Origin of the sequence: Bradyrhizobium jicamae, from assembly GCF_018130695.1 — a bacterium.
In the GTDB taxonomy this organism is placed as follows: domain Bacteria; phylum Pseudomonadota; class Alphaproteobacteria; order Rhizobiales; family Xanthobacteraceae; genus Bradyrhizobium; species Bradyrhizobium jicamae_B.
The window spans coordinates 49,840-76,060 of the sequence record NZ_JAFCJX010000031.1 but is presented as its reverse complement, the minus strand read 5'-3'; the positions used below and the strand labels follow the sequence as shown (position 1 = coordinate 76,060).

The window sequence follows — 26,221 nt, the reverse complement described above, 5'->3', positions numbered from 1 at the left end:
CGTGATGAAGCCAGCTCTATCGCCGGGCGCCAGCCGGCGCCCACCCGATTTCCGGGAGAGGCGCCGGGTGAATTACCGCTTCAAATGCTTGGCGAAGAAGTCCAGGCTGCGCGGCCAGGCGATGTCGGAACTCGCCTTGTCGTAGCTCGCACGTTCGTCGCAGTGAAAACCGTGCTGCGCGCCGGGATAGATGAAGACCTCGACCTCCGGCCGCTTCGTCTTGATGGTCTCGACATCCGTCAGCGGGATGCCGGCATCCTTCTCGCCGAAATGCAGCTGCGTCGGAACATCAGGCTTGTCGTCGGCGAAGCGCACGACGGCGCCGCCGTAATAGCCGACCGCAGCCGACAGCCCGGTCAATTTGGTCGCGGCCGCATAGGCGATGCTGCCGCCGAGGCAGAAGCCGATGATGCCGACCGGACCTGCCGATTTCGCGACGTCGATTGCGGCCTGCGTGTCGCGCAGCATCGCCGCCCAATCCGGATTGGCGACGAATTTTCGCGCGTTTGCCACTTCATCAGGCGAGTAGCCGCTCTGGAAGTTCGGCGTGATGCGGTCGAAGATCGACGGCGCGATCGCGACATAGCCTTCCTTGGCGAGGCGGTCGCAGATCGAGCGGATGTGGTGATTGACGCCAAAGATCTCCTGGATCACGACGATGGCGCCATTGATCGCGCCGGCCGGGTCGGCGCGATAGGCGCCGAGTTGAAAACCGTCTGACGCCGTCAGCTTGATATCCTGTCCCACGGATTATTCCTTCTTGTTGGTCATGAAAGTCTCGGGATGCGGTGGCTATCGCCACATCCAGTTTTCGCCCCAGTCCGCCCTCCAGCCGGTCAGCCGTCCCTTGCGGAATTGCAGATAGAGGCGGTCGTGATGCGGAAACAGCCCGCTGCCGCCGAGATCGCGGAAGGTCAGGAACACCTCATTGCCTGGCTTTCCCTTGATGTAGATGAGTGGCGTGCCGAGTGCGCGTTGTGCGTCGTCGATACCCATGCCGAACGCCAGCGGTGCGGTGTTCGACAAGGTCGCGGTGAAGGTCGGTGCCACAGGGCCGCCGAACGGGGGGAGAGGCTGCGCCATGGCGGGCGTAGCCGCGCCTGACAGCATCAGCACGACGAGAAGCTTTTTCATGAGGCGGCCTTTCGCGGTGCAGGCGAGTTGAGCTGATCGAGGAACTGCAGCACTGCATCGATGAAAGCCTGCGGCTGGTCAATATTCACGGCGTGACCGGCGTTCGGGATCACGATTTTTTGCGCGCCCGGAATCTTCGCCGCCATGTAATCGGAGGCCGCCAGGAACGGCGTATCGTCGGCGCCGACCACCACCAATGACGGCACCTTGATATCGGGCAGTGACTCGATCACTCGCGCATCGCGCTGGGCCAGCATGCCGCGCGCGGCGAGCGCCAGGCCCTTGGCATTGCGATGGGTGACGGAGGCGCGCTCGCGGCTCGCGCTCTTCAAGATGTCGAGCCCGTCGCGCTCGAAGCGCTCGCCGGTGTCGCGGGCGCGCTTGTTCCAGGTCTCGCGCGCGTCGTCCTTCTTGAAGCCGGGGCCGGTGTCGATGATCAGCAGCGCGCGCACGCGTTCGGGGTGGGCGCGGTGGAAGGCGAGCGACATGTAGCCGCCGAGCGAGAGCCCGCCGATAACAGCCTTGTCGGCGCCGACCGTGTCAAGCAGCGCGGCGATGTCGGCCACCGTCAGCGCTTCGCTATAGGCCAAGGGATCGTCCGGATAGTCCGACTGGCCGTGGCCGCGCATGTCCCACAGGATCAACTGATGCTGCTTCGCCAGCGCTTCGATCTGGCCCTGCCACATCGCAGAGGTGGATGAATAGCCGTGCGTCAGAATCAGCGGCGAGCCGCTGCCATGCACCTCATAGAAAATGCTGACTCCGTCGCGATCGAGTTTTGGCATTCAGTTTCCTCGCCAGTTCCCCGCCGGTTTCCTCAACGTAACCACCTCGACAATCCTAGCGTGACAGACCTGTTGTTGGGAAATGCGCAAACGGCAGAGGCTATGCGCGTGGGCATCGCGTCGTTGACGATGTCGTGACGTGCTTGCCGCAACGCACAACCAGTGCCGCATGAAATTTATTTTCTTCGAGCAATTCCAAATTGAATTGCCTCTAACGCGGAACCAGATCATTGTCTCGGCAACTGTCGCTGACCCGGTGGGCGGCAGGCGTGAGCCAACCAGTGAGCTGCCGCCGTAAGCGGCTTCATACACCGGAAGGGGAGAGAGATGCCAAATCTCAATATCAACGGACGGAATATGTCCGTCGAGGCGGCCAACGATACGCCGCTGCTATGGGTCATCCGCGAGCAATTGCAGATGACCGGCACCAAATTCGGTTGCGGCGCGGGCCTCTGCGGCGCTTGCACGGTCCACGTCAATGGCGAAGCCGTGCGGTCCTGCCAGACCTCGGTCTCCGATGCCGTCGGCAAGAAGATCACCACCATCGAAGGTCTCTCCGCCAAGGGCGATCACCCCTTGCAGAAGGCCTGGGTCGCCGAGCAGGTGCCGCAATGCGGCTACTGCCAGTCCGGCCAGATCATGCAGGCCGCATCGCTGCTGTCGAAGAATGCGAATCCCACCAAGGAAGAGGTGGTCGCGCATATGGACGGCAATCTCTGCCGCTGCATGACCTACTCGCGGATCCAGAAGGCGATCATGCGCGCTGCCTCCGAAATGCGCACCGCGGCCGCCGCAACCGATCGGAGGCCCACATGAATAGCCACGTGAAGATCACCTCGAGCGGGCCGGCCGATCTGAGCCGCCGTTCCTTCCTGGTCGGCACCGCCGCAACCGGCCTCGTGCTCGGTTACGCCGCCGTGCCCGGCATCGATCAGGCGCTTGCCGCGCCGTCCAGCTTCGAGCCCAGCGTCTGGTACGCGATCGCGCCCGACGGTCTCGTCACCGTGACCTGCGGCAAGGCCGATATGGGCCAGCACATCGCCTCCACCATGGCGCAGATCGTCTGCGAAGAATTGGGCGCGAAGTGGAGCGACATGCGCGTCGCGCTCGCCTCCAACGATCCGAAGTTCAACGACCCCGTGCTGGGTGCGCAGATCACCGGCGGCAGCTGGTCGACCATGATGAACTTCGATGCGATGAGCCGTGCGGGTGCCGCGGGGCGGACCGCATTGGTCGAAGGTGCGGCCGCCGCGATGGGCGTGCCGGCCGGCGAGCTCGTGGTGCGCAATTCCGTCATCTCGCATCCGAAGTCGAAGAAGTCGATGTCGTTTGCCGACGTGGTCAAGAGCGGCAAGGCGACCAAGACCTTCACGCCGGATGAATTGAAGGCGCTGAAGCTGAAATCGCCCGACCAGTACACGCTGATTGGCGTGTCCGTTCCGCAGCTCGACATCCCCTCCAAGACCAACGGCACCGCCAAGTACGGCATCGACGTCATGGTGCCCGGCATGGTGCATGGCGCGGTGGTGACGCCGCCGGTGCGCTACGGCGCCACCGTGAAATCGGTCGACGACAGCGCGGCAAAGAAGGTGCCGGGCTTCATCAAGGCCGTGACCCTCGACGACAAGACCGGCACCACGACCGGCTGGGTGGTCGCAGTCGCCAACACCTACGCCAGCGCCAAGAAGGCGGCGGCGGCATTGAAGGTGTCCTACGACGGCGGGCCGAACGCGAAGCTGTCGAGCGAGTCGCTGTTTGCCGAAGCCAAGCGGCTGCAGGGCCTCGATGACTCCGGCCAGTTCTTCGTCAAGGACGGTGATCCCAACGCAGCGTTCGGAACGGCGGCCAAGGTGCTGGAGGCGGAGTACACCACCAACATCAACATCCATGCGCCGATGGAGCCGATGAACGCCACCGCGGAGTTCAAGGGCGACATCCTGCACATCTATTCCGGCAACCAGTTCGCGACACGCTCCGGCGCGATCGCCGCCGGCGCCGCCGGGATCGATCCGAAATACGTGGTGATGCATCAGATGTGGCTGGGCGGCGGCTTCGGCCGGCGGCTCGATGCCGACATGATGATCCCCGCGGTGCAGGCGGCCAAGGCCGTCGGCAAGCCGGTCAAGGTGATCTATACGCGCGAGAACGACATGACGATGGATTTCTCGCGTCCGCTCACCTACCAGAAGGTGAAGGCCGGCATGGACGGCGATGGCAAGCTCGTCGCGCTCAGCCACGACGTGGTCTCGGCCTGGCCGACCGCCCGTTGGGGAATCCCCGATTTCCTGACGCCGTCGGTCGACAAGAAGGGGCCGCTCGATTCGTTCACCGTGAACGGCTCGGACTTCTTCTACACCGTGCCCAACCACTATGTGCGGGCGATCAAGAACGAGATGGCGCACAACGCCACCCCGTCGGGTCAGCTGCGCTCGGTGGCGCCGGGTTGGACCTTCTGGGCGGTGGAGAGCATGCTCGACGAGATCGCGAATGCGACCGGCAAGGATCCGGCCCAGTTCCGCATCTCGCTGCTCGACGGCGCAGGCAAGAATGACGGCGGCGCGCAACGCCTCCGCAACACCTTGCTCGCGGCGATGGGCCTTGCCGGCTACGGCACCAAGAAGCTGCCGAAGGGCGAGGGCATGGGCGTGGCCTGCGTGTCGTCGCAGGAACGCGCGACCGCAAGCTGGACCGCCTGCGTCGCTCACGTTGCCGTCGCGCCCTCGGGCGAGGTGACCGTCAAGAAGCTGACGGTCGCAACCGACGTCGGCACGCAGGTGCATCCCGACAACATCCGCGCCCAGGTCGAGGGTGCGGCGCTGTGGGGCATGTCGCTCGCGATGTTCGAGAAGGCGACGCTGAAGGACGGTGGCATCGAGCAGACCAACTTCGACAGCTACACGCCGCTTCGGATGAGCCAGATGCCGGAAGTCGCGGTCAACGTCATCGCCAATGGCGAGAAGGCGACCGGCGTCGGCGAGCCCGCGGTGACGGTGGTGGCGCCGGCGATCGGCAACGCCATCTTCAACGCGGTCGGCGCCCGCGTCCGCGCGCTGCCGATCACGGCGGAAGCGGTCAAGGCGGCGATGAAGGCGTAAAACGCGAGCGCAGCTTCGTCATGTGAAAATAACGATCCGCCGGAGATTCGTCTCCGGCGGATTTTTTGTCTCTCCTGCTGATTCTGCTGCAGGAATCCGGGATCGATAAAATTGTAGCTGATACGCTTAGCCGCTGTTGAGCATCCCCATTAAGTCGGAACGAACGCCTGCGCAGGTAGCGTTAGCCGTCGGTCAGCATTGCGTTCGGGGAATCCATGACTGCCTTAGCCACCACCAACAAGACTTCGAAGCGCCGGTTGTTGCTGGCGTCGGATCGGAGCGATCAGAGCAGCGAGCTTGCCAGCATCCTGCGCTCGGTCGGCGACGTCGACACCATCTCCACCGCGCAGATTCCGGAGAAGCCGGGCCAGGATCTTTCGGGCATCGTGGTCGACATCAACCTGCGTTCGCCCGAGAGCGTGCAGCTGGTGCGCAACAAGCTGCAGAGCGCGGCCTATCGCGAGATGCCGCGGCTGTTCGTGCTGGCGGATGCGCTGCATCACGCCTCGATGCAGGCCTGGGCGCTCGGCGCCACCGACACGATCTCGCGTCCGTTCGATGCGCGCGGCATTCTGCAGCGCATCCGCGCCGCATTCCCCGACAGCACGGGTTACGACGAGACCGATCGCGGCAAGGCGCTCAATCGCGGCGTCGAGGCCGCGCATATGGTGATGGTCAAGATGTTCGAGCGGCTGCCGGCCGGCGAGCCGCTGAAATTCTCCGATATCGTCGCGGCCGAGAACAAGATCATCAAGGCGATCAAGCACAATTCCTTGCGCGAATGGCTGACCACGGTCGGCTGCCACCACACCGAGACCTATCGCCACTGCCTGTTCGTCACCGGCTTTGCCGTGGCGTTCGCCCAGCATCTCGGCATGCGCGACGACGACCAGCGCCGGCTGGCCCGCGCGGCGCTGCTGCACGACGTCGGCAAGGCGTTCATCCCCGTCGCGCTGCTCGACAAGCCGGGCGAGCTCACCATGGAAGAGATGAGCATCATGCGCGAGCATCCGCGCCGCGGCTTCGATGCGCTGTCCGCACAGGGCGGCTTCCCGCCGGAAATGCTCGACGTGATCCTGCATCACCACGAGATGCTCGACGGCTCCGGCTATCCCAATGCGCTGTCCGGCAGCGAGATCAGCGACATCGTGCGCATCACCACGATCGTCGACGTCTATGCCGCGCTGGTGGAGAAGCGCGCCTACCGCCTGCAGTTCACCCACGCCAAGGCCTTCTCCATGATGGAGGCGATGAACGGCAAGCTCGACCAGCAATTGCTGCAGGCGTTCCGCCCGGTAGCGTTCGGGCATTATTGAGCCACGCTGCTCCCGCTCGTCATTGCGAGCGAAGCGAAGCAATCCATCTCTCCGCGCATGCGGAACGATCGATTGCTTCCGCCTTCGCCAAGGCTTCGGCGGACAAGTCGTCGCTGAGTTTATCATCCGGCCCGCCGAAGGCGGGACCGGGTGGCGCCTCGCAATGACGGGTGAAACCTAGCCATTCAACGCAAGTCCCCATTCTCCCCTCCGCCTAGATTCCGGTGGTCATCGACGCCGATACGCGGGGACGATCCATGGGCATGACATCGCCGGCCAACCTCGACATCCCCGCCGACATCGCGGCCGCCCTCGTCGATCCCGCCGCCTATGCCGACCACCGCGTCCACGACAGCTACCGCTGGCTGCGGGCCAACAATCCGCTCGGTATCGCACGGCCGGAAAAGTTCGATCCATTCTGGGTGGTCACCAGGCACGCGCATATCCAGGCCATCAGCCGGCAGAACGAGCTGTTCCACAATGCCGACCGCCCGACCACGCTGACGACCCGGGCGGTCGAGGAGCGCGTGCGCAAGATCACCGGCGGCCCCAATCTGGTGCGTTCGCTGGTGCAGATGGACGCGCCGGATCACCCGAAATACCGCGCGCTGACCCAGGGCTGGTTCATGCCGGCCAATCTCGGCAAGTTCGAGCCGCGTGTCCGCGAGATCGCGCGCGCGACGGTGGAGCGGATGCTGGCGAGGGGCGGCACCTGCGACTTCGTGGAAGACGTAGCCCTCGGCTATCCCCTTCATGTCATCATGGAAATCCTCGGCGTGCCCGAGCAGGATGAGCGGCGCATGCTGCGGCTGACGCAGGAACTGTTCGGCCCGCAGGATCCCGACACGGCGCGGATCAAGGAGCAGCTCTCGGCCGAGCAGTTCTCGTCGATGATGCAGGCGGTGATCGCCGATTTCTCCGCCTATTTCCGCGCCATCACCGAGGACCGCCGCCGCAATCCGCGCGACGATCTCGCCACCGTCATCGCCAACGCTAAGATCGGCGGCGAGGACATGCCCGAGCATGACGCGACCAGCTACTACATGATCGTCGCGACCGCCGGCCACGATACGACATCATCATCGACCGCCGGCGCGATCTGGGCGCTGGCGGAAGACCCCGCGGAGTTCGCCAAAGTGAAGGCCAATCCCGATCTGATCCCGGGCCTGGTCGACGAGGCCATCCGCTGGATGACACCGGTCAAGCATTTTATGCGCGCGGCAACGGCTGACACCGAACTTGGTGGTCGCAAGATCAACAAGGGTGACTGGCTCATGCTGTGCTACGCCTCAGGCAATCGCGATGAGGAGGTGTTCGAGGATCCCTATCGCTTCCGCAGCGATCGCAAGCCGAACCGCCACGTCGCGTTCGGCTACGGCGCGCATCTCTGCCTCGGCCAGTATCTGGCCAAGCTCGAAATGCGTATCTTGTTCGAGGAGCTGCTGCCGCGGCTGAAGTCGCTCTCGCTCGACGGCGAGGTGAAGATGACGCAGGCGTATTTCGTCAACGGCCCGAAGAAGCTGCCGATCCGCTTCGAGGTGAATTGAGGGTGATTTCGTAGGGTGGGCAAAGCGCAGCGTGCCCACCATCACGAGCACGCCGGGAATGGTGGGCACGGCGCAAACGCGCCTTTGCCCACCTTACGCATCTAATGCGTCTCGGCAAACGGCCCCGCCGCATACACTACCTTGCCGCCGACCATCGTCATCACTGATCTGATCTTGCCGATCTCCTTCACAGGCGCGGTCATGTAATCCGCCGACAGCACCGCAAGATCGGCGAGCTTGCCCGGTTCCAGCGTGCCGCGCTTGTCGTCGTCATTGGCCATGAACGCAGTGTTCTTCGTGTACATCTCCAGCGCCTGGCGGCGGCTCGGGGCTTCCTGCTCGCCCCGGGTCTTGGTACCGCCGATCGTGGTGCCGTCGAGATACCATTGCAGCGACACGAAGGGATTGTAGGACGACACGCGGTGCGCATCGGTGCCGCCGCCGACCACGAGGCCAAGTTTCAGTGCGGTCGCGATCCGCGGCATCATCCTGGCCTGATCGACGCCGACCTCCTTCTGCAGCCGCTCGCCGCCGAAGTAGAGCCCGTCCTGCACGCCCCAGACCAGGCCCAGCGCCTTCATCCGCTTCAAGCTGTCCTCCGACGCATTGTAGAGGTGCAGCACGGCCCAGCGCAGGTCGCGCACCGGATAATCCTTGTTGATGTCCTCGACGACGTCGAGCAGATCGCGCACGGTGCGGTCCGGGTTCCAGTGCAGCTGGATGGTGTAGCGCTTCGAAGCCGCCCAGCGCAGCAGCTCGGCGAGTTTGGCTTTTCCATCCGGCGTGATGTCGCCATCGGTCCAGTCGGCCCAGATCAGGATCTCGCCGGGGCCGTTGAAATGCAGCATGGCGTCGCCGAAGCCGGGCGGCGACAACTGGGTCAGGTTCTGCAGGTCGGCGAGCTCGCTGCCAGGTTTCGGCGCGCAGAGATGATAGGCCACGCGCACGGTGAGCTGCTTGTCCTGCCACAGCTTGAACACCGCCTGATAGCTCGCCGGATACATGCTGACGCCGCCGCCATCGACGATCCCGGTGATCCCAAGACTGTTCATCTCGCGGAAGAATTTCTTGGAGCCGTCGACTTGTTGCTCCATGGTCGGCTTCGGCAGCTTGTCGAAGATTTTCCCGAGCGCAGCGCCGGTGGCATCGATCACGCCGTTCAGTTTGTTGTCGGCATCGCGCCCAAGCTTGCCACCGGGAGGCATGTCATTGTCGTCGCGGATGGCAAGCGCTTCCATCGCCTTGGGCGACAGCAAGAGCCAGTCATAGAGATGCTGGATGTAGACGGGATTGCCGGGCGCGGCGGAAGCGACCTCGGCCTGGGTCGGCCGGCGCTTCTCGGCGAACTGCTCCTCGGTCCAGCCGCCGGCGACGATGATCCAGGAGCCGGGCTTCTGCTCCTTTGCGGCTTTCGCGACCTTGTCCAGCGCCTCCTTCAGCGTGGGCACGCCGATCCAGTTCACCTCGGTGCCGAAGGTCAGCGCGGCACGGACCCCGTGAATATGGCCGTCGGTCAGCCCGGGGATCACGGTGCGGCCGCCGAGGTCGATCTGCCTGGCGCCTCTGCCGGCGAGCTTCTTCATCGCCGCCGAGCTGCCGGTCGCGACGATCTTGCCGTCGCTGATCGCGAGCGCCTGCTGGGTGGAGAACTCCTTGTCGACGGTCAGGATCTTGCCGTTGAAGAGGATGGTGTCGGCGGTTTGCGCCGCCGCCGCACTCGTCGCGAGCGTCAGCAATGCGGTCGTCAGAAGCGCGCCGGTTGATTGCGCAAGCCTTCGTTCAAGCCCCATCGTCGTTTCCCCCACATGCCCTGTGCAGCCTTACCGGCTGCTTGCTTGTTCTTGTCGGGAGCCTTTGTGCCACCGCTTGCGGCGCCGGGCAAACGTCGCGCGGGAAGGCCGTCAGTCGGCGTAAGACGAAATCTCGATCAAACTCCCATCCGGGTCGCGGCAATAGACCGAGCGCAGCGTGCCGCGCGCGCCCTGTCTTGCCACGGGCCCTTCCTCGATCGCGACGCCGTTGGCCTTGAGATGCGCGACCACTTCGTCCGGCGTGCTTGAGGTCAGGAAGCAGAGGTCGTCGCTGCCGGCCATCTCGTGGTCGGCGGTGAACCAGTCCACCTTGTCGGCATCGCGCGGCCGCACATTGATCTTCTGGTTGCCGAACACCAGCGAGGTCCGCGGCGTCTTGCCCGCGCCGGGATCGAACACCTTGACCTCCATGCCGAGGATCCTGCTGTACCACGCAGCGGAGAGCGCGATGTCGGCGACATTGATGACGAGATGATCGAGCGCGTTCACCTTGACGGTCATGATCGATCCTTTCGGCTTGGCCTTTGGTCCTGCTTGGCCTTTAGTCTTTCGTCGCAGCGGCGGCCCAAGTGTCGCACTGGCCGCATCAGCCGTTGTTTGCTAAACCCGCGCCGACCGCAATTCAACAGAAACGGGCAGGGCGCCAAACCCCGCCGCATCGGGAGACTCTTCTCATGATTTCACGCCGCACCGCGCTTGGCCTGATCGGCACCGGCATTTCGACCCTTGCGATCGGCCGCGCCGCGGCTGCCGATTATCCGGCGCGGCCTGTGCGCTGGATCGTCGGCTATCCGCCGGGCGGCGCTACCGACATCATCGCGCGCCTGGTCGGCCAGCGCCTGTCGGAGAAGTTCGGCCAGCAATTCGTGATCGAGAACAAGCCGGGCGCCGGCAACAACATCGCGACCGAGGCCGCGATCAATGCCGAGCCGGATGGCTACACCCTGCTGCTGGTCAACCCGGCGAACTACATCAACACCTCGCTCTATGCGAACCTGAAGTTCAACTTCGTGCGCGACGTGGCGCCCGTCGCCTCGTTCCAGCGCGTGCCCAACGTGATGACCGTCGGCAAGGACGTGCAGGCGAAGACCGTCCAGGAGTTCATCGACTATGTGAAGGCCAATCCCGGCAAGGTGAATCTGGCCTCGTCCGGCAACGGCACCTCGGTGCATTTGTCCGGCGAGATGTTCATGGCGATGACCGGCTGCAAGATGCAGCACGTGCCCTATCGCGGCGCGGCGCCCGCGATCACCGACATGCTCGGCGGCCAGGTGCAGGTGATCTTCGACAACATGCCCTCGATCATCCAGCACATCCGTTCCGGCGCGCTGCGCGCGCTCGCCGTGACGACGACCGAGCGTTCCCCGCTGTTGCCGGACGTGCCGACGGTGGCCGAGACCGTGAAGGGCTATGAGGCGAGCGCGTTGTTCGGCATGGGGGCGCCGAAGAACACGCCGAAGGAAGTCATCGCCAGGCTCAACGGCGAGATCAACACCATCCTCGCCGAGCCGGACATGAAGAAGCGCCTGGTCGAGCTCGGCGGCGATCCGCTGATCCAGACCCCGGAAAAGTTCGGCGACGACATCAAGGCCGAGACCGACAAGTGGAAGAAGGTGGTCGAGTTCGCCGGCCTGAAAGTGGAGTAGGTCACTCGAACTTTCCTGCGGCAATCGCGTTCTGAACCTGGCGGGCCGGTATCGCTACTCACCCGGTATCGATACGCCGGCCATTCCGGCCCGCGGCAAGGAGAACGACGATGCGTAAGATGATGTTGGCCATGCTGGCCCTGACGGCGATGGGTGCCGGAGTGTCCACACTCTCCGCGCCGGCGGCTGCCGCCTATGATTATCCGTGGTGTGCGCAGGGCCAGGGCTACGGCTATCCCGGCGAATGTTCCTACCGCACCCTTCAGCAGTGCCAGGCGAGCGTTTCCGGGCGGTTGCTGACCTGCGGCATCAACCCGCGCTTCGCCTATGAGCGTCGCGGCGCCTACGTCGCGCCGTACTGATTGACCGGTGCAGGCGTGACGGACTGGCCCTGCCGGAGGCGGGGCTTTGCTTCTCGTCGTTCGTCGCGGACATGTCACGAAGGCGTGCGCAGCTGGGTGCTTTCCGATATCATCATGGAATAAGACGGCACGTGCGAACCTTTTGGGAAGGTGCCGGCGTTTCTTTGGTGATGGGGAGGATCCGTTCATGCGCAAATTGCAATTGGCGATCATGGTGCTTGGAGCGGCCGCGCTCGCGAGCGTCTCGGATGTGCGGCCTGCAGCGGCCGGCCCCTACGATTTTCCCTGGTGCGCCCAAGGGATCGAAGCTGGCTATCCCGGCGACTGCTCCTACCGTACCTATGCGCAGTGCCAGGCAAGCGTCTCCGGACGGCTGTTGTCCTGCGGCCCCAATCCGCAGGTCGCAGCCGCTCCTCCGCCGGTGCGCCGCAGTCGGAAGGCGCCATACCATGAGTGAATCGTCGCCCGGCGATTGAGTTGGCGCGCGCGACGTTGCGTCATCACGAATCTGCGAGATGACGCAATGACCGGCGGATTCGCCGTCGAGCGTCCGGAATAAAGCCGCGCTTCAGAACCTTCATTCGTATGCGGCGCGACGAGGAAGCGAAGGAGATCGGTCATGCGCACATCGCGATTGGCAGTGCTGGTGCTTGGTGTCGTCTCGCTCGCAGGGCTCACCGGTACCGGCCCGGCGGCAGCGGATCCCTATGATTATCCCTGGTGCCTGCAGGGCAAGGAGACCGGCTATCCCGGCGCGTGCTTCTATCAAACCTACGAGCAATGTCAGGCGAGCGCGTCCGGGCGCCATGTCTATTGCGGCATCAATCCGCGTGCGGCCTTCAACCAGATGCCGCCGGAGCCGCGATACGGGCGGCGCGTTCCGCGCTACTGACGTGAGCCGAATTGGCTGAATGAGAACGGCGCGCGGCGAGCGCCCGTTTGAGTGAGTCCTGCTGACCGAATTCCTTCCCGCGCAACCCGTATGACCGGCTTGACTTCGAGCTGCATGCCCCTATACTAAACCACATGGTTAAGTATCAGGACGAGACGTTGGACCGTACCTTTGCCGCGCTGTCCGACCCCACCCGTCGCGCCTTGCTGGCGCGTCTTGGTGAGACGGACAGCCTGTCCGTGAGCGAGTTGGCCCAGCCATTTGCGATGTCGCTGCCCGCGATCATGAAGCATCTCGACGTGCTCACGGATGCCGGCCTGGTCGCGCGCGAGAAGACAGGCCGCACGGTGGCGTGCCGGCTCACCGCCAGGCCGATGGAGCAAGCGATGAACTGGCTCAATCACTATGCGCAATTCTGGTCCGCCAATCTCGATCGCCTTGCCGCCTTTGTGGAGGAAGACCCATGGCCAACAGCACCGCAGCCGCAGCCGACGTTGCCCAACGACCGAGCCTCACGCTCACGCGCCGTCTCCGCGCCAGGCCGGAAAAAGTCTACGCCGCGTGGACCAACCCGGAAAACCTAGCGCAGTGGTTCGGGCCGTCGGTGGTGACCCCGGGCACCACGCGCGCCGACCTCGATGTCCGCGTCGGTGGCCGCTATCGCATCAGCTTCAACAATGCCGCCGGCGACTATCACGAGGTCGGCGGCGTCTATCGTGAGGTGGTGCCGAACGAGCGGCTGGTATTCAGCTGGGCCTGGCACTCGACGCCTGAGCGCGAGTCGCTGGTGACTGTTACGATCAAGCCCGACGGCGCCGGCACGCTGCTCACCTTCCATCATGCCCAGTTCGCTGACGAGACGGCGCGTGACAACCATCAACGTGGTTGGACCGAGTTCCTTGCCAATCTGGAAAATTATGTCGCTGCCTAAGGAGTATCCCATGCAACCGCACAAGATCGTTTCGCGCGAGGAATGGATCGCAGCCCGCAAGGCGCATATGGCGCGCGAGAAGGAACTGACCCAGGCCCGCGAGGCGCTCAGCGAAGAGCGCCGCGGCCTGCCCTGGGTCAAGGTCGACAAGCACTATGTGTTCGACGGACCGAACGGCAAGGTTACGCTCGTCGATCTGTTCCAGGGCCGGCCGCAGCTCGTGGTGCAGCACGTGATGTTCGCGCCCGACTGGGACGCGGCGTGCAAGAGCTGCTCATTCTGGGCCGACGGCTTTGATCGCATGGCGCCGCATCTTGCCGCGCGCGACACTACCATGGTCGCGATCTCGCTCGCGCCGATCGCAAAACTCGACGCGTTCAAGAAACGGATGGGCTGGACCTTCGATTGGGTCTCGTCGGGCAACAATGACTTCAACTCCGACTATGGAGTCACGTTCACGCGCGAGCAGATCGACGCGGGCAAGGCGCTCTACAATTTCGGAACCACGCCATTCTATGGGCCGGAACTGCCAGGGATCAGCGTCTTCTATCGCGACGAGAGGGGAGACGTGTTCCACACCTACTCCACCTTCGCCCGCGGCCTCGACATGATGAATGCCGCCTACCACTATCTCGACCTGACGCCGCTCGGCCGTCATGAAGATGGTTTGCCGTATCCGATGGATTGGGTGCGGCACCGTGACCAGTACCAACCGCAACCGGTTCAGGCATCCTGCTGCCATAGCTGACGCGCCACGCGTTACGCGCACGCCGTCATTGCGAGCAAAGCGAAGCAATCCATCGAGCCGCATGTGCGGAGCGATGGATTGCTTCTTCGCTTTGCCCCTCGCAATGACGGAACCAACAACAGGAAACGCCGATGCCCTACGTCGATGGCTTCATCGTCGCCGTCCCGAAGAAGAATTTGAAGGCCTACGCAAAGCTGTCGCGCAAGGCCGGCAGGATCTGGCGCGAACATGGCGCGCTGGATTATCGCGAATGGGTGGCCGATGACGTCAAGCCGGGCAAGCTCACCTCGTTTCCGCAGAGCGTGAAGCTGAAGACGGGCGAGACCGTCGTGTTCGCCTGGATCACCTACAAGTCGCGCGCCCAGCGCGACAGGATCAATGCCAAGGTGATGGCCGACAAGCGGCTCAAGATGAGCCTCGACGCGATGCCGTTCGATGCCAAGCGGATGATCTATGGCGGCTTCGCCAATCTCGTGACGGTCTGAGCCGCCGGCGCGCGGCGTTAAGCAGACATTAACCATAGCCATCGCGAGGCGACATGCTCGCCGCCGCGAAGGCTCTTGCATTTACTTGGCGATGCCGTATACTTTGCAATACAAAGTGCGGAAGCCTCATGCGCGATCTCGACAAGGCCCTGGCCGACATATTGGCGATCCGCAGCCAGATCGCGGCCGGCACCGCGTTCCGCGGCTACGGACCGGCGACAGTCGCCGCCACCAGCGGCATCGCGCTGCTCACGACGGTCGCGCAACATCTCTGGCTCGCTAACCCCACCGCAAATCCGGTCGTGTTCCTGGTCGGTTGGGCCGCGGCGGCGTTCGTGTCCGCAGGCCTGATCTGGATCGAGATGCAGGCGCGCTCGCGGCGGCATCATTCGGGTCTTGCGGACGCGATGGTGCAGCAGGCGATCGAGCAGTTCCTGCCGGCGGCGGTCGCCGGCGTCCTGCTCGCGATCCTGCAATGGAAATTCGCGCCGGAGACGCTGTGGATGCTGCCGGGCCTCTGGCAGGTGCTGGTCTCGATCGGCGTGTTCGCCTCGGTCCGCTCGCTGCCGCGCACGATTGCGCTCGGCGGGGCCTGGTATTTCCTGTCGGGCTTCACGGTGCTGTTGATCGCGAGCCAGAGTCACACGCTGTCGCCCTGGACCATGGGCGTTCCTTTCGCGATCGGCCAGTTGCTGCTCGCCGCGCTGCTCTATTTCGCTTCGGGAGACAATGATGTCGAAGACTGACGCGCCCAGCGCGCCATTCGCCTATGACGGCCTCGATCGCGTGATCCACGAGAAGGCGCGGCTCGGGCTGCTCACCTCGCTGATGGCGCATCCGAAGGGACTCGCATTTGCCGATCTCAAGCAGCTCTGCGGTCTCACCGACGGCAATCTCAGCCGCCATCTGCAAGTGCTGCAGGAGGCCGGTCTCGTCGACGTCATCAAGGGCTATGAGGGCAATCGCCCGCACACCACATGCCGCCTGACCAAATCCGGCCGCCGCCGCTTCCTGGATTATCTCGCCGTGCTCGAGCAGCTGGTGCGCGACGCCGCCAAGGCTGCGGGCAAGGGTGAAAGCACGCCCAATCGCCTCGGCATCCAGCACGCCTGACACCCCTTTTTTTGCCCGGAGACTTTGTGATGCAAAGTAACGCTGCGACAAACCCTGAAACGCTCCTGCATGTCGGCATCATCATGGACGGCAACGGCCGTTGGGCGACCCGCCGCGGGCTCTCGCGGCTGCGCGGTCACGAAGCCGGTGTGGAAGCGATCCGCCGCATCGTCGAGGCCGCGCCCGACCAGGGCGTCGGCACGCTGACGCTCTATGCCTTCTCCAGCGACAATTGGCGGCGGCCGAAAGCCGAAGTCACCGCGCTGATGGCGCTGTTGCGCTTCTATCTCGCCAACGAGATCGAGGCACTGGTGAAAAACGGCGTCCGCCTTACCGTGATCGGCCGCCGCGACCGACTGCCCGATGGCATCGCCAACGCGATCGCGCGCGCCGAAGCCGAGACGGCCGACGGCACCACGCTGCATCTGCGCATCGCCATCGACTACTCCGCGCGCGACGCCATCCTCAAGGCCGCGGCCAACGCCGTCGGTCTCCAACTCACCCGCGAAAGCTTCGCCGATCTCATTACCGGCCAAACGAATCTGCGCGATGTCGACCTGATCATCCGCACCTCCGGTGAGAAGCGGCTGTCCGATTTCCTGCTCTGGGAGGGCGCCTATGCCGAGCTGCACTTCACCGAGCGGATGTGGCCGGAGTTCGATGGCGATGATCTCGCCGAGGCGCTGACCTCATTCCATCGCCGCGAGCGCCGCTTCGGCGGCCTGCAGGCGATTTTGCCGCAGGAGGTGCCGAGCCTCTAAATCCCTCGGCGATCGCCAGACGCGATCGCGCGAAGCATCGCGTTTCGCATCCCAAAAGCTCAGCCGGGGGGTTGGGCTTTCCACTCCAGAACATGCGGGGACGACCGATCACGCCAACAGCGGGAGCGACCGTTCATGCGCATTCTCTTGATCAATATCCCCCACCCCTCGATCGGCAGCCGGATTCCCGACGATCATCTGCCGCCGCTCGGGCTGCTGTCGATCGGCGGTCCGCTGATCGACGACGGCCACGATGTCCGTCTGCTCGATGCCGAGTTCGGCCCGATGCCGGTCACCGCGATCGTCGCGGAGGCCGCAGAATTTCGCCCCGATGCCGTGCTGTTCGGTCATTCCGGCTCGACCTCGGGCCATCCCGTCATCACGGAGGTCGCGCAAGCCATTGTCCGCGTGATGCCGTGGGTGCTGATCGTCTATGGCGGCGTGTTCCCGACCTATCACTGGCGCGAGATCTTGGATGAAGAGTCCTATGTCACCGCGATCGTTCGCGGTGAGGGCGAAGAGACCGCGCGGCGGCTGATGCGCGCACTCGAATTCGGTCACGATCTCGACGTCATCGCTGGCATCGCTTACCGCGATGGGCAGGGCGTCCGCGCGACGCCGCCGGCGCCGGTGATCCGCGACCTCGATGCCTATCGCGTCGGCTGGGAACTGATCGATCACGCACGATACAGCTACTGGGGCGGCTTGCGCGCCGTGGTCGTGCAGTTCTCGCGCGGCTGTCCGCACCTCTGCAATTATTGCGGCCAGCGCGGCTTCTGGACGCGTTGGCGGCATCGCGATCCCGTCCGCTTTGCCAGGGAACTGGCGCGGCTCAATCGCGAGCATGGCGTCAAGGTGATCAATTTTGCCGACGAGAACCCGACGGTCTCGAAGAAAGTCTGGCGCGCCTTCCTCGAGGCGCTGATCGCCGAGAACGTCGATCTGATCCTGGTCGGCTCGACCCGCGCCGACGACATCGTGCGCGATGCCGACATCCTGCATCTCTACAAGCAGGCGGGCTGGCAGCGTTTCCTGCTCGGCATGGAGAACACCGACGAGAAGACGCTTGCGCTGATCCGCAAGGGCGCGACCACCACGACCGATCGCGAGGCGATTCGCCTGATGCGCCAGCACGGCATCCTGTCGATGGCGACCTGGGTGGTCGGCTTCGAGGAGGAGACCGATCGCGATCACTGGCGCGGGTTACGACAATTGTTGTCCTACGATCCCGACCAGATCCAGATGCTCTATGTCACGCCGCACCGCTGGACGCCGTATTTCCGGCTCGCCACCGGCCGCCGCGTGATCCAGACCGACCGCCGCCGCTGGGACTACAAGCATCAGGTGCTGGCGACGCGGCACATGCCGCCGTGGCGCGTGCTGCTGTGGTTCAAATTCACCGAGATGGTGGTGCAATGCCGCCCGAAGGCGCTGGCGCGCGTGCTGTTCCATCGCGACGCCGGCCTGCGCCACGCGATGCGCTGGTACACGCAGATGGGGCGGCGCGTCTGGCCGCATGAAATCCTCGGCTTCTTGCGTGACCGCCGCGTGACTGACGGACCGAGCGTCGAAGCCTTCTGGGGCGCGCCGCAGGATGCTGAAGAAGAATCGATGACATCTGTGCGACCCGAGCGGCGCGTCGGCGCGGCGAAGGCAGCGTAAGCCCATACCGTTGCGCGACGTGGATAACTTTCGCGCTTGCTGGACTGCGGAGTCGGTGACACGATATCCGTGTCATTGACTGCGCAGAACACAAGAACCGCTGCGGTCTGGGGCGTTGGGGTGAGCATTCAGATTGCCATTCTGAAAGTATTGGCCAGTCACGGCAGTGGCCGTGCGACGCTCGATTCGCTCAAGCACGATCTCGCAATTCTCTCATCGAGCGGTCCGGAGTGGCAGGCGCGCATCAAGCGTCTGGCATCGCGGGTTCGGGACGTCGATATTTTCAGCAACGGTTATGTCGTGCGTGACGCCGACGGCTGGAAGATCACACAGGCAGGCCGCGATTTCCTGCAGACGCTGGAAGCGGTGACGCAGGACAACCGCGCGCCTGCGCCAGTGGCCGACGTGACCACGCGAGAGGGCGCGCTGATCGTCGTCGGCCATCGTTTCAAGACCAACGCGCGGCGTCCGCGTGATCTCGCGCACACGGGAACCGTTCGCCGCGGTCCCATTTCCGAGCAGCGTTGAACCGCAACGCCATCCAACGTGACTCACTCGCGGGGCACGGCTCTGGAAGGTCGCAAATGACGGCTATAACTCAATCGATCGCCCGCGCATTTCCCGCAAATTCAATTCAAGTCACCGTCGTCAGGCAGCTGCTGCTGTTCGCGCTTGCGGGTCTCTGCGTCTCGCTGCTGGTGGCCACTTACGGCCTCGATCTCAGTCCCGGCCTGTTCTGACGCCGCAACATTTTCGATCGCCAGGTCATATTGGATTAGCCGGGCCGGGTTAGCTAAGCGCACGCTTCCCTCTCATCGAACCCGGGCCGGATCTCCCATGGACAAGCCGATGCGCTGCCAGTGCGGCAGGACGCGAACCATTGCGCTCGACCAGCATTTCCGCACCGCTCTGCTGTGCCCGAAATGCGATGAGGTCGAACGCGCCAAGCCGGCGCCCTCGCGCGAGGATGCGCTGGCCGCGAAATAGGCGGGCCTTTTCGGGAACTCGGCCGTACCGATCGCGCGCAAACGCGCTATAAGCGTCGCTTGATCCGTAATAAGCGACGCTGAGATGGCCCGGAATACCGATGAAAGTCCCGTGACGCTCGCCGATATCCATGCGGCGGCGGCGGCCATTCGCGACCAGGTCCAGGTCACGGCCTGCAACGAGAGCCGCACGCTCGGCGAGATCTGCGGCTGCCGCCTGTTCCTCAAATTCGAGAACCTGCAGTTCACCGCGACCTTCAAGGAGCGTGGCGCGCTGAACCGCCTGCAGGCGCTCTCGCCTGACGCGCGCAAGCGCGGCGTCATCGCGATGTCGGCCGGCAACCACGCCCAGGGCGTGGCCTATCACGCCAAGCGGCTCGGCATTCCCGCCACTATCGTGATGCCCGTCGGCACGCCGATGGTGAAGATCGCCAACACACGGCGGCACGGCGCCGAGGTCATCATCACCGGCCAGACCCTGGAGGAGGCCGCCGCCTTCGTCCGCGAGCAGACGGTCGCACGCGGCCTGATCCAGATCCATCCCTATGACGATCCCCTGATCATTGCCGGGCAGGGCACGATCGGGCTCGAGATGCTCGCTGAAGTGCCTGACCTCGACGTGCTCGTGGTGCCGATCGGCGGCGGCGGCCTGATCTCGGGGATAGCGACCGCGGCGAAGGCGCTCAAGCCCGATATCCGTATCATCGGTGTGCAGGCGCAGCTCTATCCCTCGATGTACAACGCTGTCAGAGGCGAGCAGCTGCCGATGCGCGGCGACACGCTCGCCGAAGGCATCGCGGTGAAGGCGCCGGGCGCGATCACCACCAAGATCGTGCGCGATCTCGTCGACGACATCGTGCTGGTCAGCGAAGACCAGATCGAGGGCGCGGTCGCGATGCTGATCTCGATCGAGAAGACGGTGGTCGAAGGCGCCGGCGCCGCGGGCCTTGCCGCCGTGCTTGCAAACCCTGCGCAATTTGCCGGACAGAATGTCGGGCTGGTGCTGACCGGCGGCAACATCGACACGCGCCTCATCGCCTCGGTGCTGACGCGCGAGCTCGCGCGCGAAGGGCGGCTGACCCAGCTGGCGCTCGACATCGTCGACCGGCCCGGCCAGCTCGCCGCGGTCTCGATCCTGCTGGCGGATGTCGGCGCCAACATCATCGAGGTCTCGCATCAGCGCACCTTCTCAGACCTGCCGGCGAAGGCGACGCTCTTGGAACTCGTCATCGAGACCCGCGACCGCGCGCATCTGGAAGAGGTGCTGCTAAGGCTCGGCCAGGAGGGGTTTTCGGTGAGGGGCGGGTAGGCCTACTCGCCCGCCGCCATCTCGGCGAGCTTTGCGATCGTGTTGATGTTCCGAGCGGTGCCCTGGGCGGCCGCGGGAATCCTGAGCTTCGATTGTCCCATGCCGTTGCGATAGGCGACATAGATCTCGCGCTTGCCCAGCCGGACCTGCTCGTCCTGCTGACCCTTGATCTCCTTGAGCACGTCTTTCGGCGGCGCCTCGTCGAGGAAGATCGCAACGGTCCGGTTCGGCGGCTCCTTCGGGAACGGATTGGCCTTCAGCACCGCGGCCATTTCCTCGGCGGTGCGCACGGCGACGCCGACCGGTTTTCCCGCATAGGCCTGCAGTCGCGCCTCCAGCGCTGTCTTCACCTTGGCTGCGCCGAGTTTTGACGAGAACACCACATTGCCGCTGGCGATGTAGGTCGCGACGTCGGCAAAGCCTGCGTCGACGCACATCGCCTTCAATTCGGTCATCGGCAGCTTGCCGGTGCCGCCGACATTCACCGCTCGCAGCAGCGCGACATAGCGGGGCATGCGTGCCTCAGGTCAAGAGTAGCGCCATGCCCGGATCGCCCTTCTCCATCGCGCGGCGATAAGCGGGGCGTTCGGCGATACGGCCGAGATAGCTGATAATGTTGGGGCAGCGCTTCAGGTCATAGGGCAGGAAGTATCGCATCGTGGTCAGCGAGAAGCCGATCATGATGTCGGCCGCAGTGAACGCGTCGCTCGCCAGATATTTGGCGTCGCGCACCCGCGCATCGACGAGATCAAAGGAGCGGTCGACCCGCGCCTTGGTCGCGACCAGCATCGGATTGTCTGATGGCAGGTTGAGCCGGTTCAGGATCATGCTGCGGCCCATCTGCGCCTGCAGCGTGCCGTTGGCGAAGTGGAACCAGTACAGATAGTTCGCGAAGTCCGGATGATCCGGCTTCAGCGTCAGCCTTCCATTGCCGTATTTGCCGATGATGTACTCGACCACGGCGCCGGACTCCGCCAGCACCAGATCGCCGTCGGTGATGACAGGCGCTGCCCCGATCGGATGCAGCGCCTTGTAGTCGGCGGGTGCCAGCATGGTGACGGGATCGCGCACGGTGTGCTTCAGCTCATAGGGGATGCCAAGCTCCTCGCACAGCCAGACGATCCGCTCCGATTGCGACTTGCCGAGATGGTGGACGGTGAGCATCGGGACTCCTCCTGCAGCGTTCCCGGAATGGCTTTAGGCCTCTTCCTTCTTCGCCGGCTTCTTGGTCGGCAGCGGCTCTTCCATCGCCCGCTTCATGGCGCGGACATAGGCCTCGGCGGCGCTCTCGGCCGAGTTCTGCAGCCGCTTGGTCGTTGCGGCGGCGTTCAACGCGGTGCTCTTGGCCAAAAACTTGAAGCGCGCCTTGGCGTCCTTGTCCTTGGCCTTGGCGGCCCGGGCCGTCCATTGGGTCTGCTGCTTCTTCGCGGCGGCCATCACGGCCTTGGTTTGGGCTTTGACGGTCTGTCGGATTACGGCGTTGAGGTCGGCGTCGGCCATCAGGGGTCACTCGTTGGGCGCGATGTGCGCGTGGGCACATGGATTTTGGATGAGGAGGTATCACTAGCGCACCTGATCCGGTTTGAACATGTGCTCTTCCGGTCATGGTTGCTCGATCCCAGCCGTTGTAGGCTCCGATTCGAAACGGCCGGGGAGGGAGCCCGCAACCGATGGGGCAGCTCAATCGACGCGAGCTGATGGCGCATGCGGCCGTGATGGCCGCGGCCGGCTTGTCCGCCGCGCATGCCGCGCCATTGCGGGCGCTCGCCGCGAGCGGTGAGGTCGATGCCGTCCTGAAGGCCAAGGTCGAAGCGGGCGAGGTACCTGGCGTTGTCGCCATGGCCGCGACCGCACGCGCGACCATCTATGAGGGCGCCTTTGGCCCCCGTGCACTCGGCGCGCCCGCAACAATGTCCGTCGACACTGTGTTCCGCATCGCCTCGATGGTGAAGCTGTTGACCGCGGTCGCGGCACTTCAACTCGTCGAGCAGGGCAAGCTCAAACTCGACGAGCCCGCCGCCAGCATCGATCCGTCATTGGCCGACCCGCAGGTGCTGATCGGCTTCGATGCGAAGGGCGTGCCGCAGTTGCGCCCGGCGCGGCGCCCGATCACGCTGCGCAATCTGCTGACCCACACCTCGGGCTTCAGCTATCCGCTGTGGGATCCAAATGTCGGCCGCTACAGAAAGGCGGCGCGGGCCAATGCGGGCCTGCCGCGCAGCGCGCTGATGTTCGAACCCGACAGCAAATGGGCCTATGGCGGCAGCATCGATCGGGTCGGGCGGCTGGTGGAGATCGCAAGCGGCAGCACGATCGATCGCTATTTCCACGACAACATCACCCATCCGCTCGGCATGAACGACACCGGCTTCACGATCACCGAGACGCAGCGCGCCCGCGAGGCGCATCTGCATGTCCGTGATAAAGGAAAGCTGGTGCCACAACCGCAGGAAAAGCCGAGCGCGACAAAAGTGTTCTCGGGAGGCGGCGGCATCTATTCCACCGCGCCCGATTATCTCACGCTGCTGCAGGCACTGCTCAATGGCGGCAGCCTTGGCGGCAAGACCATCCTGCGGCCGCGGACGGTTGAGCTGATGGCGGCCAACCAGATCGGCGATCTCGAGGCCGGCGTGATGAAGACGACCAATCCGGCCATATCGGCCGATGTCGATTTCTTCCCGCACAGGCGGCTGCGCTGGGGCTTTGGCGGCATGATCAATCTCGACGCCGGGGCCGATGGACGCAAGGCCGGCAGCATGACTTGGGCCGGGCTCTACAACACCTATTACTGGATCGATCCGGCCGCAGGCCTCGCCGGCGTGATCATGATGCAGGTGCTGCCGTTCGCCGATCCGCGCTCGCTCGGCGTCTATCGCGCCTTCGAGCGCGCGATCTACCGGGCGCTCAATTCGGCGTGAGCGGCGAAATGCCATGCTATGTTGTTCGCCCTCCGCGCCGTCTCTGATGTCTTCCGAAACCGCCTCGCTGGATGCCCCGATGCCGATCATCAATCGACGAAGCCTTCTTGGCGGCCTTGCACTTGCGGCGGCGTCGCGCCCGTTGTCCGCGGCCACAGCCGAGATGCTTGCCGTTGACGCCGGCGAAGGCCAGGTCGCAGTGACCCGCTACGCAGCGGACAGGGGCGGCAAGCGCCCTGCGGTCATCCTGTTGCACGGATCGCGCGGCTTTGACCTCAACCGGCGGGCCTATGAGCGTCATGTCAACGCGCTGACTGCAGGCGGCATCGATGCCTATCTCGCCCGTTACTTTACTGACACCGACGCGCAGTTGCTTGGGAAGATGACCTCGCCTGCGCGCCGAGAGGCTTACGAGAGCGAAAGATTCAATGCCTGGGCCGAACGCACCTCGTCCGTGCTGACGGCGGTACGCGGTGCGCACGGTTCGGGCGGGATCGGTCTACTCGGCTTCTCGCTCGGCGGTTACGTTGCCGCAGTGACGGCCGCGCGCGACGAGCGCGTGTCAGCACTGGCGGTGATGTACGGTGGCATACCCAAGGACATCGCGACTGATGTGAAGCGTCTGCCGCCCCTGATCGAACTGCATGGCGAGGCCGATCGCAACGTGCCCCTCGCCAAGGGTGAGGAACTGGTCAGGCTCGGTAAAGCGGTCGGCGCATCAGCGGAGATCGTCAGATATCCAGGCAAGGCTCATGGTTTCGACTTCTCGGACGACGATCCGATGACCGCTGACGCGGTCGGCCGCGTCGCGCGATTCTTCCAAGCGCACCTGAACCCCGTCTAGCTGCGTCGCGCATTCCCAGCGCAACCTTCGGTGCCGTCTTGCTCCGACAAATAGAACGGAGGCGCACCCACTTGGGAAGAGGCCGGCGATACGAAAGTATGGGGGTGACGCGGAGCGAATGTAGGGGGCAGGGAAAACGCCGATCGGCGCTATAGCGGACGCAAGTCGCGCGCATTGAAGCGCGCATTCTCATGACATGGGGAGGAGAGCTTGATACGCCTGCTATTGCTGCTGCCGTTTGTCGGCCTGATGATCGTGCCCTTCTATAATATCAAGGAGCCGATGCTGTTCGGCTTCCCGTTCTTCTATTGGTATCAGCTCGCCTGGGTGCCGCTGACCTCGCTCCTCACCTGGATCGTCTACAGGAGCGTGCGCGATGCTGACTGATGTCGACACCCCCGCACTCGCCGTCTTCATCGCCTTCTTCGTGCTGGTCACCGGCATGGGCTTCGTCGCCTCGCGCTGGCGCAAGCCGGAGACGCTCGCCCATCTCGACGAATGGGGCCTTGGCGGCCGCAAGTTCGGGACCTGGATCACCTGGTTCCTGGTCGGCGGCGATTTCTACACCGCCTATACCGTGATCGCGGTGCCGGCGCTGGTCTATGCGGTCGGCGCCTACGGCTTCTTCGCGCTGCCCTACACCATCATCGTCTATCCCTTCGTGTTTGCGGTGATGCCGGTGTTGTGGAAAGTCGCCAAGGACAAGGGCTACGTCACCGCCGGTGACGTGGTGCGCGGCCGTTACAATTCGCGCAGCCTCGAGCTTGCGGTCGCCGCCACCGGCGTGGTCGCGACGATGCCCTACATCGCGCTGCAGCTGATCGGCATGGAGGTCGCCATCAAGGCGCTCGGCCTGCATGGCGAGCTGCCGCTGATCGCGGCGTTCCTGGTGCTCGCGCTCTACACTTATTCGTCGGGCCTGCGTGCGCCGGCGCTGATCGCCTTCGTCAAGGACATCATGATCTACATCGTGGTGATCGCGGCGATCGCGATCGTGCCGTCCAAGCTCGGAGGTTACGGCGAGATCTTCACCGCGGCGGATACCGCCTTCAAGGCCAAGGGCTCCGGCGGCACGCTGTTGTCTCCGGCGCAGGTGTTCCCCTACGCCTCGCTGGCGCTCGGCTCGGCGCTCGCGGCCTTCATGTATCCGCACACCCTGACCGGCATCTTCGCCTCGTCGGGCGGCAACACCATTCGCAAGAACGCGGTGCTGCTGCCGGCCTATACGCTGCTGCTCGGTCTGCTCGCATTGTTGGGGTACATGGGGCATGCGGCGGGGCTGAAGCTTGCCAGCAACAATGACGTCGTGCCGGAGCTGTTCAAGACCCTGTTCCCGGGCTGGTTTGCAGGCTTCGCTTTCGCTGCGATCGCGATCGGCGCGCTGGTGCCGGCCGCGGTGATGAGCATCGGCGCGGCCAATCTGTTCACCCGCAACTTCTGGAAGGTCTGGATCAACCCTGCCGTCACCCCGGCCGGCGAGGCCCAGGTCGCCAAGGTCACCTCGATGCTGGTGAAGGTCGGGGCGCTGCTGGCGATCCTGTTCATGCCGACGCAGTTCGCGCTCGACCTGCAACTGCTCGGGGGCCTCTGGATCCTGCAGACGCTGCCGGCGCTGGTGTTCGGGCTCTATCTGAACTGGTTCTCCAGCACCTCGCTGCTGATCGGCTGGGCGGTCGGCCTTGCCGGCGGCTCGTGGCTGGCGTGGTCGGACGGGCTGAAGCCGCTGCACAGCATCGACTTCGGCGCCGGCAAGGTCGCGATCTATACCGGCCTGCTCGCGCTCGCGCTCAATGTCGTGGTCGCGGTCGTGGTCAATCTGGGGCTCAAGGCCATCGCGCAACCGCGCCCGGCCAGCGAAGCGGCCTGATCCGGCACC

At 64.4% G+C, this 26,221-nt stretch carries 31 protein-coding genes and 1 pseudogene; 24 read left to right on the top strand and 8 right to left on the bottom strand.

From position 1 onward, the window contains the following. Nucleotides 1-72 precede the first annotated feature (72 nt). The 3 genes from JQ604_RS33640 to JQ604_RS33630 are packed head-to-tail and all read right to left on the bottom strand — an operon-like array spanning nt 73 to nt 1,919. Nucleotides 73-747: a dienelactone hydrolase family protein gene (locus tag JQ604_RS33640; RefSeq protein ID WP_212365022.1), complete on the bottom strand. Its 675-nt coding sequence runs from the start codon at nt 745-747 to the stop codon at nt 73-75. 45 nt (nt 748-792) lie between these two features. Continuing rightward, entirely contained in the window at nt 793-1,134 is a 342-nt protein-coding gene (locus tag JQ604_RS33635; RefSeq protein WP_212365021.1) for a hypothetical protein, read from the bottom strand. Beyond that, nucleotides 1,131-1,919, bottom strand: a complete 789-nt coding sequence (locus JQ604_RS33630) for an alpha/beta fold hydrolase (protein ID WP_212365020.1) — start codon at nt 1,917-1,919, stop codon at nt 1,131-1,133. The genes JQ604_RS33635 and JQ604_RS33630 overlap by 4 nt, the downstream gene beginning before the upstream one ends. A 327-nt stretch (nt 1,920-2,246) precedes the next feature. On the opposite strand from JQ604_RS33630, the gene JQ604_RS33625 reads away from it, so the two are divergent. From JQ604_RS33625 to JQ604_RS33610, 4 genes are all read left to right on the top strand, one after another. Next, the gene (locus JQ604_RS33625; protein WP_212365019.1) at nt 2,247-2,735 is read left to right on the top strand and encodes a (2Fe-2S)-binding protein; all 489 of its coding nucleotides are present in this window, start codon (nt 2,247-2,249) and stop codon (nt 2,733-2,735) included. Further along, nucleotides 2,732-5,014, top strand: a complete 2,283-nt coding sequence (locus JQ604_RS33620) for a xanthine dehydrogenase family protein molybdopterin-binding subunit (RefSeq protein WP_212365018.1) — start codon at nt 2,732-2,734, stop codon at nt 5,012-5,014. The genes JQ604_RS33625 and JQ604_RS33620 overlap by 4 nt, the downstream gene beginning before the upstream one ends. 215 nt (nt 5,015-5,229) lie before the next feature. Further along, entirely contained in the window at nt 5,230-6,330 is a 1,101-nt protein-coding gene (locus JQ604_RS33615) for an HD domain-containing protein (RefSeq protein ID WP_212365017.1), read from the top strand. A 257-nt stretch (nt 6,331-6,587) separates the two neighbouring features. Further along, on the top strand, nt 6,588-7,877 hold the full coding sequence (locus JQ604_RS33610) for a cytochrome P450 (RefSeq protein WP_212365016.1): 1,290 nt from the start codon (nt 6,588-6,590) through the stop codon (nt 7,875-7,877). 101 nt (nt 7,878-7,978) lie between these two features. Here JQ604_RS33610 and JQ604_RS33605 read toward each other — a convergent pair whose 3' ends face one another. After that, the gene (locus tag JQ604_RS33605; protein ID WP_212365015.1) at nt 7,979-9,667 is read right to left on the bottom strand and encodes an amidohydrolase; all 1,689 of its coding nucleotides are present in this window, start codon (nt 9,665-9,667) and stop codon (nt 7,979-7,981) included. A gap of 111 nt (nt 9,668-9,778) precedes the next feature. Then, nucleotides 9,779-10,189, bottom strand: coding sequence for a VOC family protein (locus JQ604_RS33600; RefSeq protein ID WP_212365014.1), 411 nt, complete (start codon nt 10,187-10,189; stop codon nt 9,779-9,781). A 173-nt stretch (nt 10,190-10,362) separates the two neighbouring features. Between JQ604_RS33600 and JQ604_RS33595 the strand changes: the two genes are divergently transcribed. The 16 genes and pseudogenes from JQ604_RS33595 (at nt 10,363) to JQ604_RS33525 (ending at nt 20,583) form a co-directional block, all read left to right on the top strand. Next, nucleotides 10,363-11,334, top strand: a complete 972-nt coding sequence (locus JQ604_RS33595; RefSeq protein ID WP_212365013.1) for a Bug family tripartite tricarboxylate transporter substrate binding protein — start codon at nt 10,363-10,365, stop codon at nt 11,332-11,334. Nucleotides 11,335-11,444: 110 nt separating this feature from the next. Beyond that, entirely contained in the window at nt 11,445-11,696 is a 252-nt protein-coding gene (locus JQ604_RS33590; protein WP_212365012.1) for a DUF3551 domain-containing protein, read from the top strand. A gap of 187 nt (nt 11,697-11,883) precedes the next feature. Next, on the top strand, nt 11,884-12,153 hold the full coding sequence (locus JQ604_RS33585; RefSeq protein WP_212365011.1) for a DUF3551 domain-containing protein: 270 nt from the start codon (nt 11,884-11,886) through the stop codon (nt 12,151-12,153). A 162-nt stretch (nt 12,154-12,315) separates the two neighbouring features. Continuing rightward, nucleotides 12,316-12,588, top strand: coding sequence for a DUF3551 domain-containing protein (locus tag JQ604_RS33580; protein ID WP_212365010.1), 273 nt, complete (start codon nt 12,316-12,318; stop codon nt 12,586-12,588). 134 nt (nt 12,589-12,722) lie between these two features. Continuing rightward, a complete protein-coding gene (locus JQ604_RS42225) occupies nt 12,723-13,172 on the top strand; it encodes an ArsR/SmtB family transcription factor (protein ID WP_433996309.1) in 450 nt (149 codons plus the stop codon). Beyond that, nucleotides 13,157-13,519: pseudogene (locus JQ604_RS33575) on the top strand (SRPBCC family protein); the annotation flags it as partial. The gene JQ604_RS42225 and the pseudogene JQ604_RS33575, both read left to right, overlap by 16 nt. Nucleotides 13,520-13,529: 10 nt before the next feature. Beyond that, on the top strand, nt 13,530-14,267 hold the full coding sequence (locus JQ604_RS33570) for a DUF899 domain-containing protein (RefSeq protein ID WP_212365008.1): 738 nt from the start codon (nt 13,530-13,532) through the stop codon (nt 14,265-14,267). 131 nt (nt 14,268-14,398) lie between these two features. Further along, on the top strand, nt 14,399-14,752 hold the full coding sequence (locus JQ604_RS33565; RefSeq protein WP_212365007.1) for a DUF1428 domain-containing protein: 354 nt from the start codon (nt 14,399-14,401) through the stop codon (nt 14,750-14,752). Nucleotides 14,753-14,880: 128 nt separating this feature from the next. Next, entirely contained in the window at nt 14,881-15,498 is a 618-nt protein-coding gene (locus JQ604_RS33560) for a hypothetical protein (RefSeq protein ID WP_212365006.1), read from the top strand. Beyond that, nucleotides 15,485-15,865, top strand: a complete 381-nt coding sequence (locus JQ604_RS33555; protein WP_212365005.1) for a transcriptional regulator — start codon at nt 15,485-15,487, stop codon at nt 15,863-15,865. Before JQ604_RS33560 ends, JQ604_RS33555 begins: the two co-directional genes overlap by 14 nt. Nucleotides 15,866-15,894: 29 nt before the next feature. Continuing rightward, nucleotides 15,895-16,626 (top strand): di-trans,poly-cis-decaprenylcistransferase, encoded by a 732-nt coding sequence (locus JQ604_RS33550; protein ID WP_212365004.1) that lies wholly within the window; start codon nt 15,895-15,897, stop codon nt 16,624-16,626. A 135-nt stretch (nt 16,627-16,761) separates the two neighbouring features. Then, complete coding sequence (gene bchE, locus JQ604_RS33545) at nt 16,762-18,288, top strand: magnesium-protoporphyrin IX monomethyl ester anaerobic oxidative cyclase (protein WP_212365003.1); 1,527 nt, start codon at nt 16,762-16,764, stop codon at nt 18,286-18,288. A 75-nt stretch (nt 18,289-18,363) separates the two neighbouring features. After that, on the top strand, nt 18,364-18,816 hold the full coding sequence (locus JQ604_RS33540) for an aminoacyl-tRNA deacylase (protein ID WP_212365002.1): 453 nt from the start codon (nt 18,364-18,366) through the stop codon (nt 18,814-18,816). 56 nt (nt 18,817-18,872) lie between these two features. Next, a complete protein-coding gene (locus tag JQ604_RS33535) occupies nt 18,873-19,028 on the top strand; it encodes a response regulator (protein ID WP_212365001.1) in 156 nt (51 codons plus the stop codon). Between the two features lie 97 nt (nt 19,029-19,125). Next, nucleotides 19,126-19,275 (top strand): hypothetical protein, encoded by a 150-nt coding sequence (locus JQ604_RS33530; protein ID WP_212365000.1) that lies wholly within the window; start codon nt 19,126-19,128, stop codon nt 19,273-19,275. An 84-nt stretch (nt 19,276-19,359) separates the two neighbouring features. Further along, on the top strand, nt 19,360-20,583 hold the full coding sequence (locus tag JQ604_RS33525) for a threonine ammonia-lyase (protein ID WP_212364999.1): 1,224 nt from the start codon (nt 19,360-19,362) through the stop codon (nt 20,581-20,583). Nucleotides 20,584-20,585: 2 nt separating this feature from the next. Here JQ604_RS33525 and JQ604_RS33520 read toward each other — a convergent pair whose 3' ends face one another. The 3 genes from JQ604_RS33520 to JQ604_RS33510 are packed head-to-tail and all read right to left on the bottom strand — an operon-like array spanning nt 20,586 to nt 22,083. Beyond that, entirely contained in the window at nt 20,586-21,098 is a 513-nt protein-coding gene (locus tag JQ604_RS33520) for a DUF1697 domain-containing protein (protein WP_212364998.1), read from the bottom strand. Nucleotides 21,099-21,105: 7 nt separating this feature from the next. Then, nucleotides 21,106-21,747: a glutathione S-transferase family protein gene (locus tag JQ604_RS33515; protein ID WP_212364997.1), complete on the bottom strand. Its 642-nt coding sequence runs from the start codon at nt 21,745-21,747 to the stop codon at nt 21,106-21,108. Between the two features lie 33 nt (nt 21,748-21,780). Next, a complete protein-coding gene (locus JQ604_RS33510; protein WP_212364996.1) occupies nt 21,781-22,083 on the bottom strand; it encodes a hypothetical protein in 303 nt (100 codons plus the stop codon). Between the two features lie 170 nt (nt 22,084-22,253). Here JQ604_RS33510 and JQ604_RS33505 point away from each other — a divergent pair, with 170 nt between their 5' ends. The 4 genes from JQ604_RS33505 (at nt 22,254) to mctP (ending at nt 26,212) form a co-directional block, all read left to right on the top strand. Then, the gene (locus tag JQ604_RS33505) at nt 22,254-23,501 is read left to right on the top strand and encodes a serine hydrolase domain-containing protein (protein ID WP_249159058.1); all 1,248 of its coding nucleotides are present in this window, start codon (nt 22,254-22,256) and stop codon (nt 23,499-23,501) included. 79 nt (nt 23,502-23,580) lie between these two features. Further along, a complete protein-coding gene (locus tag JQ604_RS33500) occupies nt 23,581-24,345 on the top strand; it encodes a dienelactone hydrolase family protein (RefSeq protein WP_212364995.1) in 765 nt (254 codons plus the stop codon). 210 nt (nt 24,346-24,555) lie between these two features. Further along, a complete protein-coding gene (locus JQ604_RS33495) occupies nt 24,556-24,732 on the top strand; it encodes a DUF3311 domain-containing protein (protein ID WP_212364994.1) in 177 nt (58 codons plus the stop codon). Then, on the top strand, nt 24,722-26,212 hold the full coding sequence (mctP, locus tag JQ604_RS33490) for a monocarboxylate uptake permease MctP (protein ID WP_212364993.1): 1,491 nt from the start codon (nt 24,722-24,724) through the stop codon (nt 26,210-26,212). Before JQ604_RS33495 ends, mctP begins: the two co-directional genes overlap by 11 nt. Nucleotides 26,213-26,221 lie beyond the last annotated feature (9 nt).

Coding starts and splice junctions, on each gene's coding strand:
- JQ604_RS33635 (WP_212365021.1), bottom strand. CDS start 1,134: ATGAAAAAGCTTCTCGTCGTGCTGATGCTGTCAGGCGCGGCTACGCCC.
- JQ604_RS33630 (WP_212365020.1), bottom strand. CDS start 1,919: ATGCCAAAACTCGATCGCGACGGAGTCAGCATTTTCTATGAGGTGCAT.
- JQ604_RS33625 (WP_212365019.1), top strand. CDS start 2,247: ATGCCAAATCTCAATATCAACGGACGGAATATGTCCGTCGAGGCGGCC.
- JQ604_RS33620 (WP_212365018.1), top strand. CDS start 2,732: ATGAATAGCCACGTGAAGATCACCTCGAGCGGGCCGGCCGATCTGAGC.
- JQ604_RS33615 (WP_212365017.1), top strand. CDS start 5,230: ATGACTGCCTTAGCCACCACCAACAAGACTTCGAAGCGCCGGTTGTTG.
- JQ604_RS33610 (WP_212365016.1), top strand. CDS start 6,588: ATGGGCATGACATCGCCGGCCAACCTCGACATCCCCGCCGACATCGCG.
- JQ604_RS33605 (WP_212365015.1), bottom strand. CDS start 9,667: ATGGGGCTTGAACGAAGGCTTGCGCAATCAACCGGCGCGCTTCTGACG.
- JQ604_RS33600 (WP_212365014.1), bottom strand. CDS start 10,189: ATGACCGTCAAGGTGAACGCGCTCGATCATCTCGTCATCAATGTCGCC.
- JQ604_RS33595 (WP_212365013.1), top strand. CDS start 10,363: ATGATTTCACGCCGCACCGCGCTTGGCCTGATCGGCACCGGCATTTCG.
- JQ604_RS33590 (WP_212365012.1), top strand. CDS start 11,445: ATGCGTAAGATGATGTTGGCCATGCTGGCCCTGACGGCGATGGGTGCC.
- JQ604_RS33585 (WP_212365011.1), top strand. CDS start 11,884: ATGCGCAAATTGCAATTGGCGATCATGGTGCTTGGAGCGGCCGCGCTC.
- JQ604_RS33580 (WP_212365010.1), top strand. CDS start 12,316: ATGCGCACATCGCGATTGGCAGTGCTGGTGCTTGGTGTCGTCTCGCTC.
- JQ604_RS42225 (WP_433996309.1), top strand. CDS start 12,723: ATGGTTAAGTATCAGGACGAGACGTTGGACCGTACCTTTGCCGCGCTG.
- JQ604_RS33570 (WP_212365008.1), top strand. CDS start 13,530: ATGCAACCGCACAAGATCGTTTCGCGCGAGGAATGGATCGCAGCCCGC.
- JQ604_RS33565 (WP_212365007.1), top strand. CDS start 14,399: ATGCCCTACGTCGATGGCTTCATCGTCGCCGTCCCGAAGAAGAATTTG.
- JQ604_RS33560 (WP_212365006.1), top strand. CDS start 14,881: ATGCGCGATCTCGACAAGGCCCTGGCCGACATATTGGCGATCCGCAGC.
- JQ604_RS33555 (WP_212365005.1), top strand. CDS start 15,485: ATGTCGAAGACTGACGCGCCCAGCGCGCCATTCGCCTATGACGGCCTC.
- JQ604_RS33550 (WP_212365004.1), top strand. CDS start 15,895: ATGCAAAGTAACGCTGCGACAAACCCTGAAACGCTCCTGCATGTCGGC.
- bchE (WP_212365003.1), top strand. CDS start 16,762: ATGCGCATTCTCTTGATCAATATCCCCCACCCCTCGATCGGCAGCCGG.
- JQ604_RS33535 (WP_212365001.1), top strand. CDS start 18,873: ATGACGGCTATAACTCAATCGATCGCCCGCGCATTTCCCGCAAATTCA.
- JQ604_RS33530 (WP_212365000.1), top strand. CDS start 19,126: ATGGACAAGCCGATGCGCTGCCAGTGCGGCAGGACGCGAACCATTGCG.
- JQ604_RS33525 (WP_212364999.1), top strand. CDS start 19,360: ATGGCCCGGAATACCGATGAAAGTCCCGTGACGCTCGCCGATATCCAT.
- JQ604_RS33520 (WP_212364998.1), bottom strand. CDS start 21,098: ATGCCCCGCTATGTCGCGCTGCTGCGAGCGGTGAATGTCGGCGGCACC.
- JQ604_RS33515 (WP_212364997.1), bottom strand. CDS start 21,747: ATGCTCACCGTCCACCATCTCGGCAAGTCGCAATCGGAGCGGATCGTC.
- JQ604_RS33510 (WP_212364996.1), bottom strand. CDS start 22,083: ATGGCCGACGCCGACCTCAACGCCGTAATCCGACAGACCGTCAAAGCC.
- JQ604_RS33505 (WP_249159058.1), top strand. CDS start 22,254: ATGGGGCAGCTCAATCGACGCGAGCTGATGGCGCATGCGGCCGTGATG.
- JQ604_RS33500 (WP_212364995.1), top strand. CDS start 23,581: ATGCCGATCATCAATCGACGAAGCCTTCTTGGCGGCCTTGCACTTGCG.
- mctP (WP_212364993.1), top strand. CDS start 24,722: ATGCTGACTGATGTCGACACCCCCGCACTCGCCGTCTTCATCGCCTTC.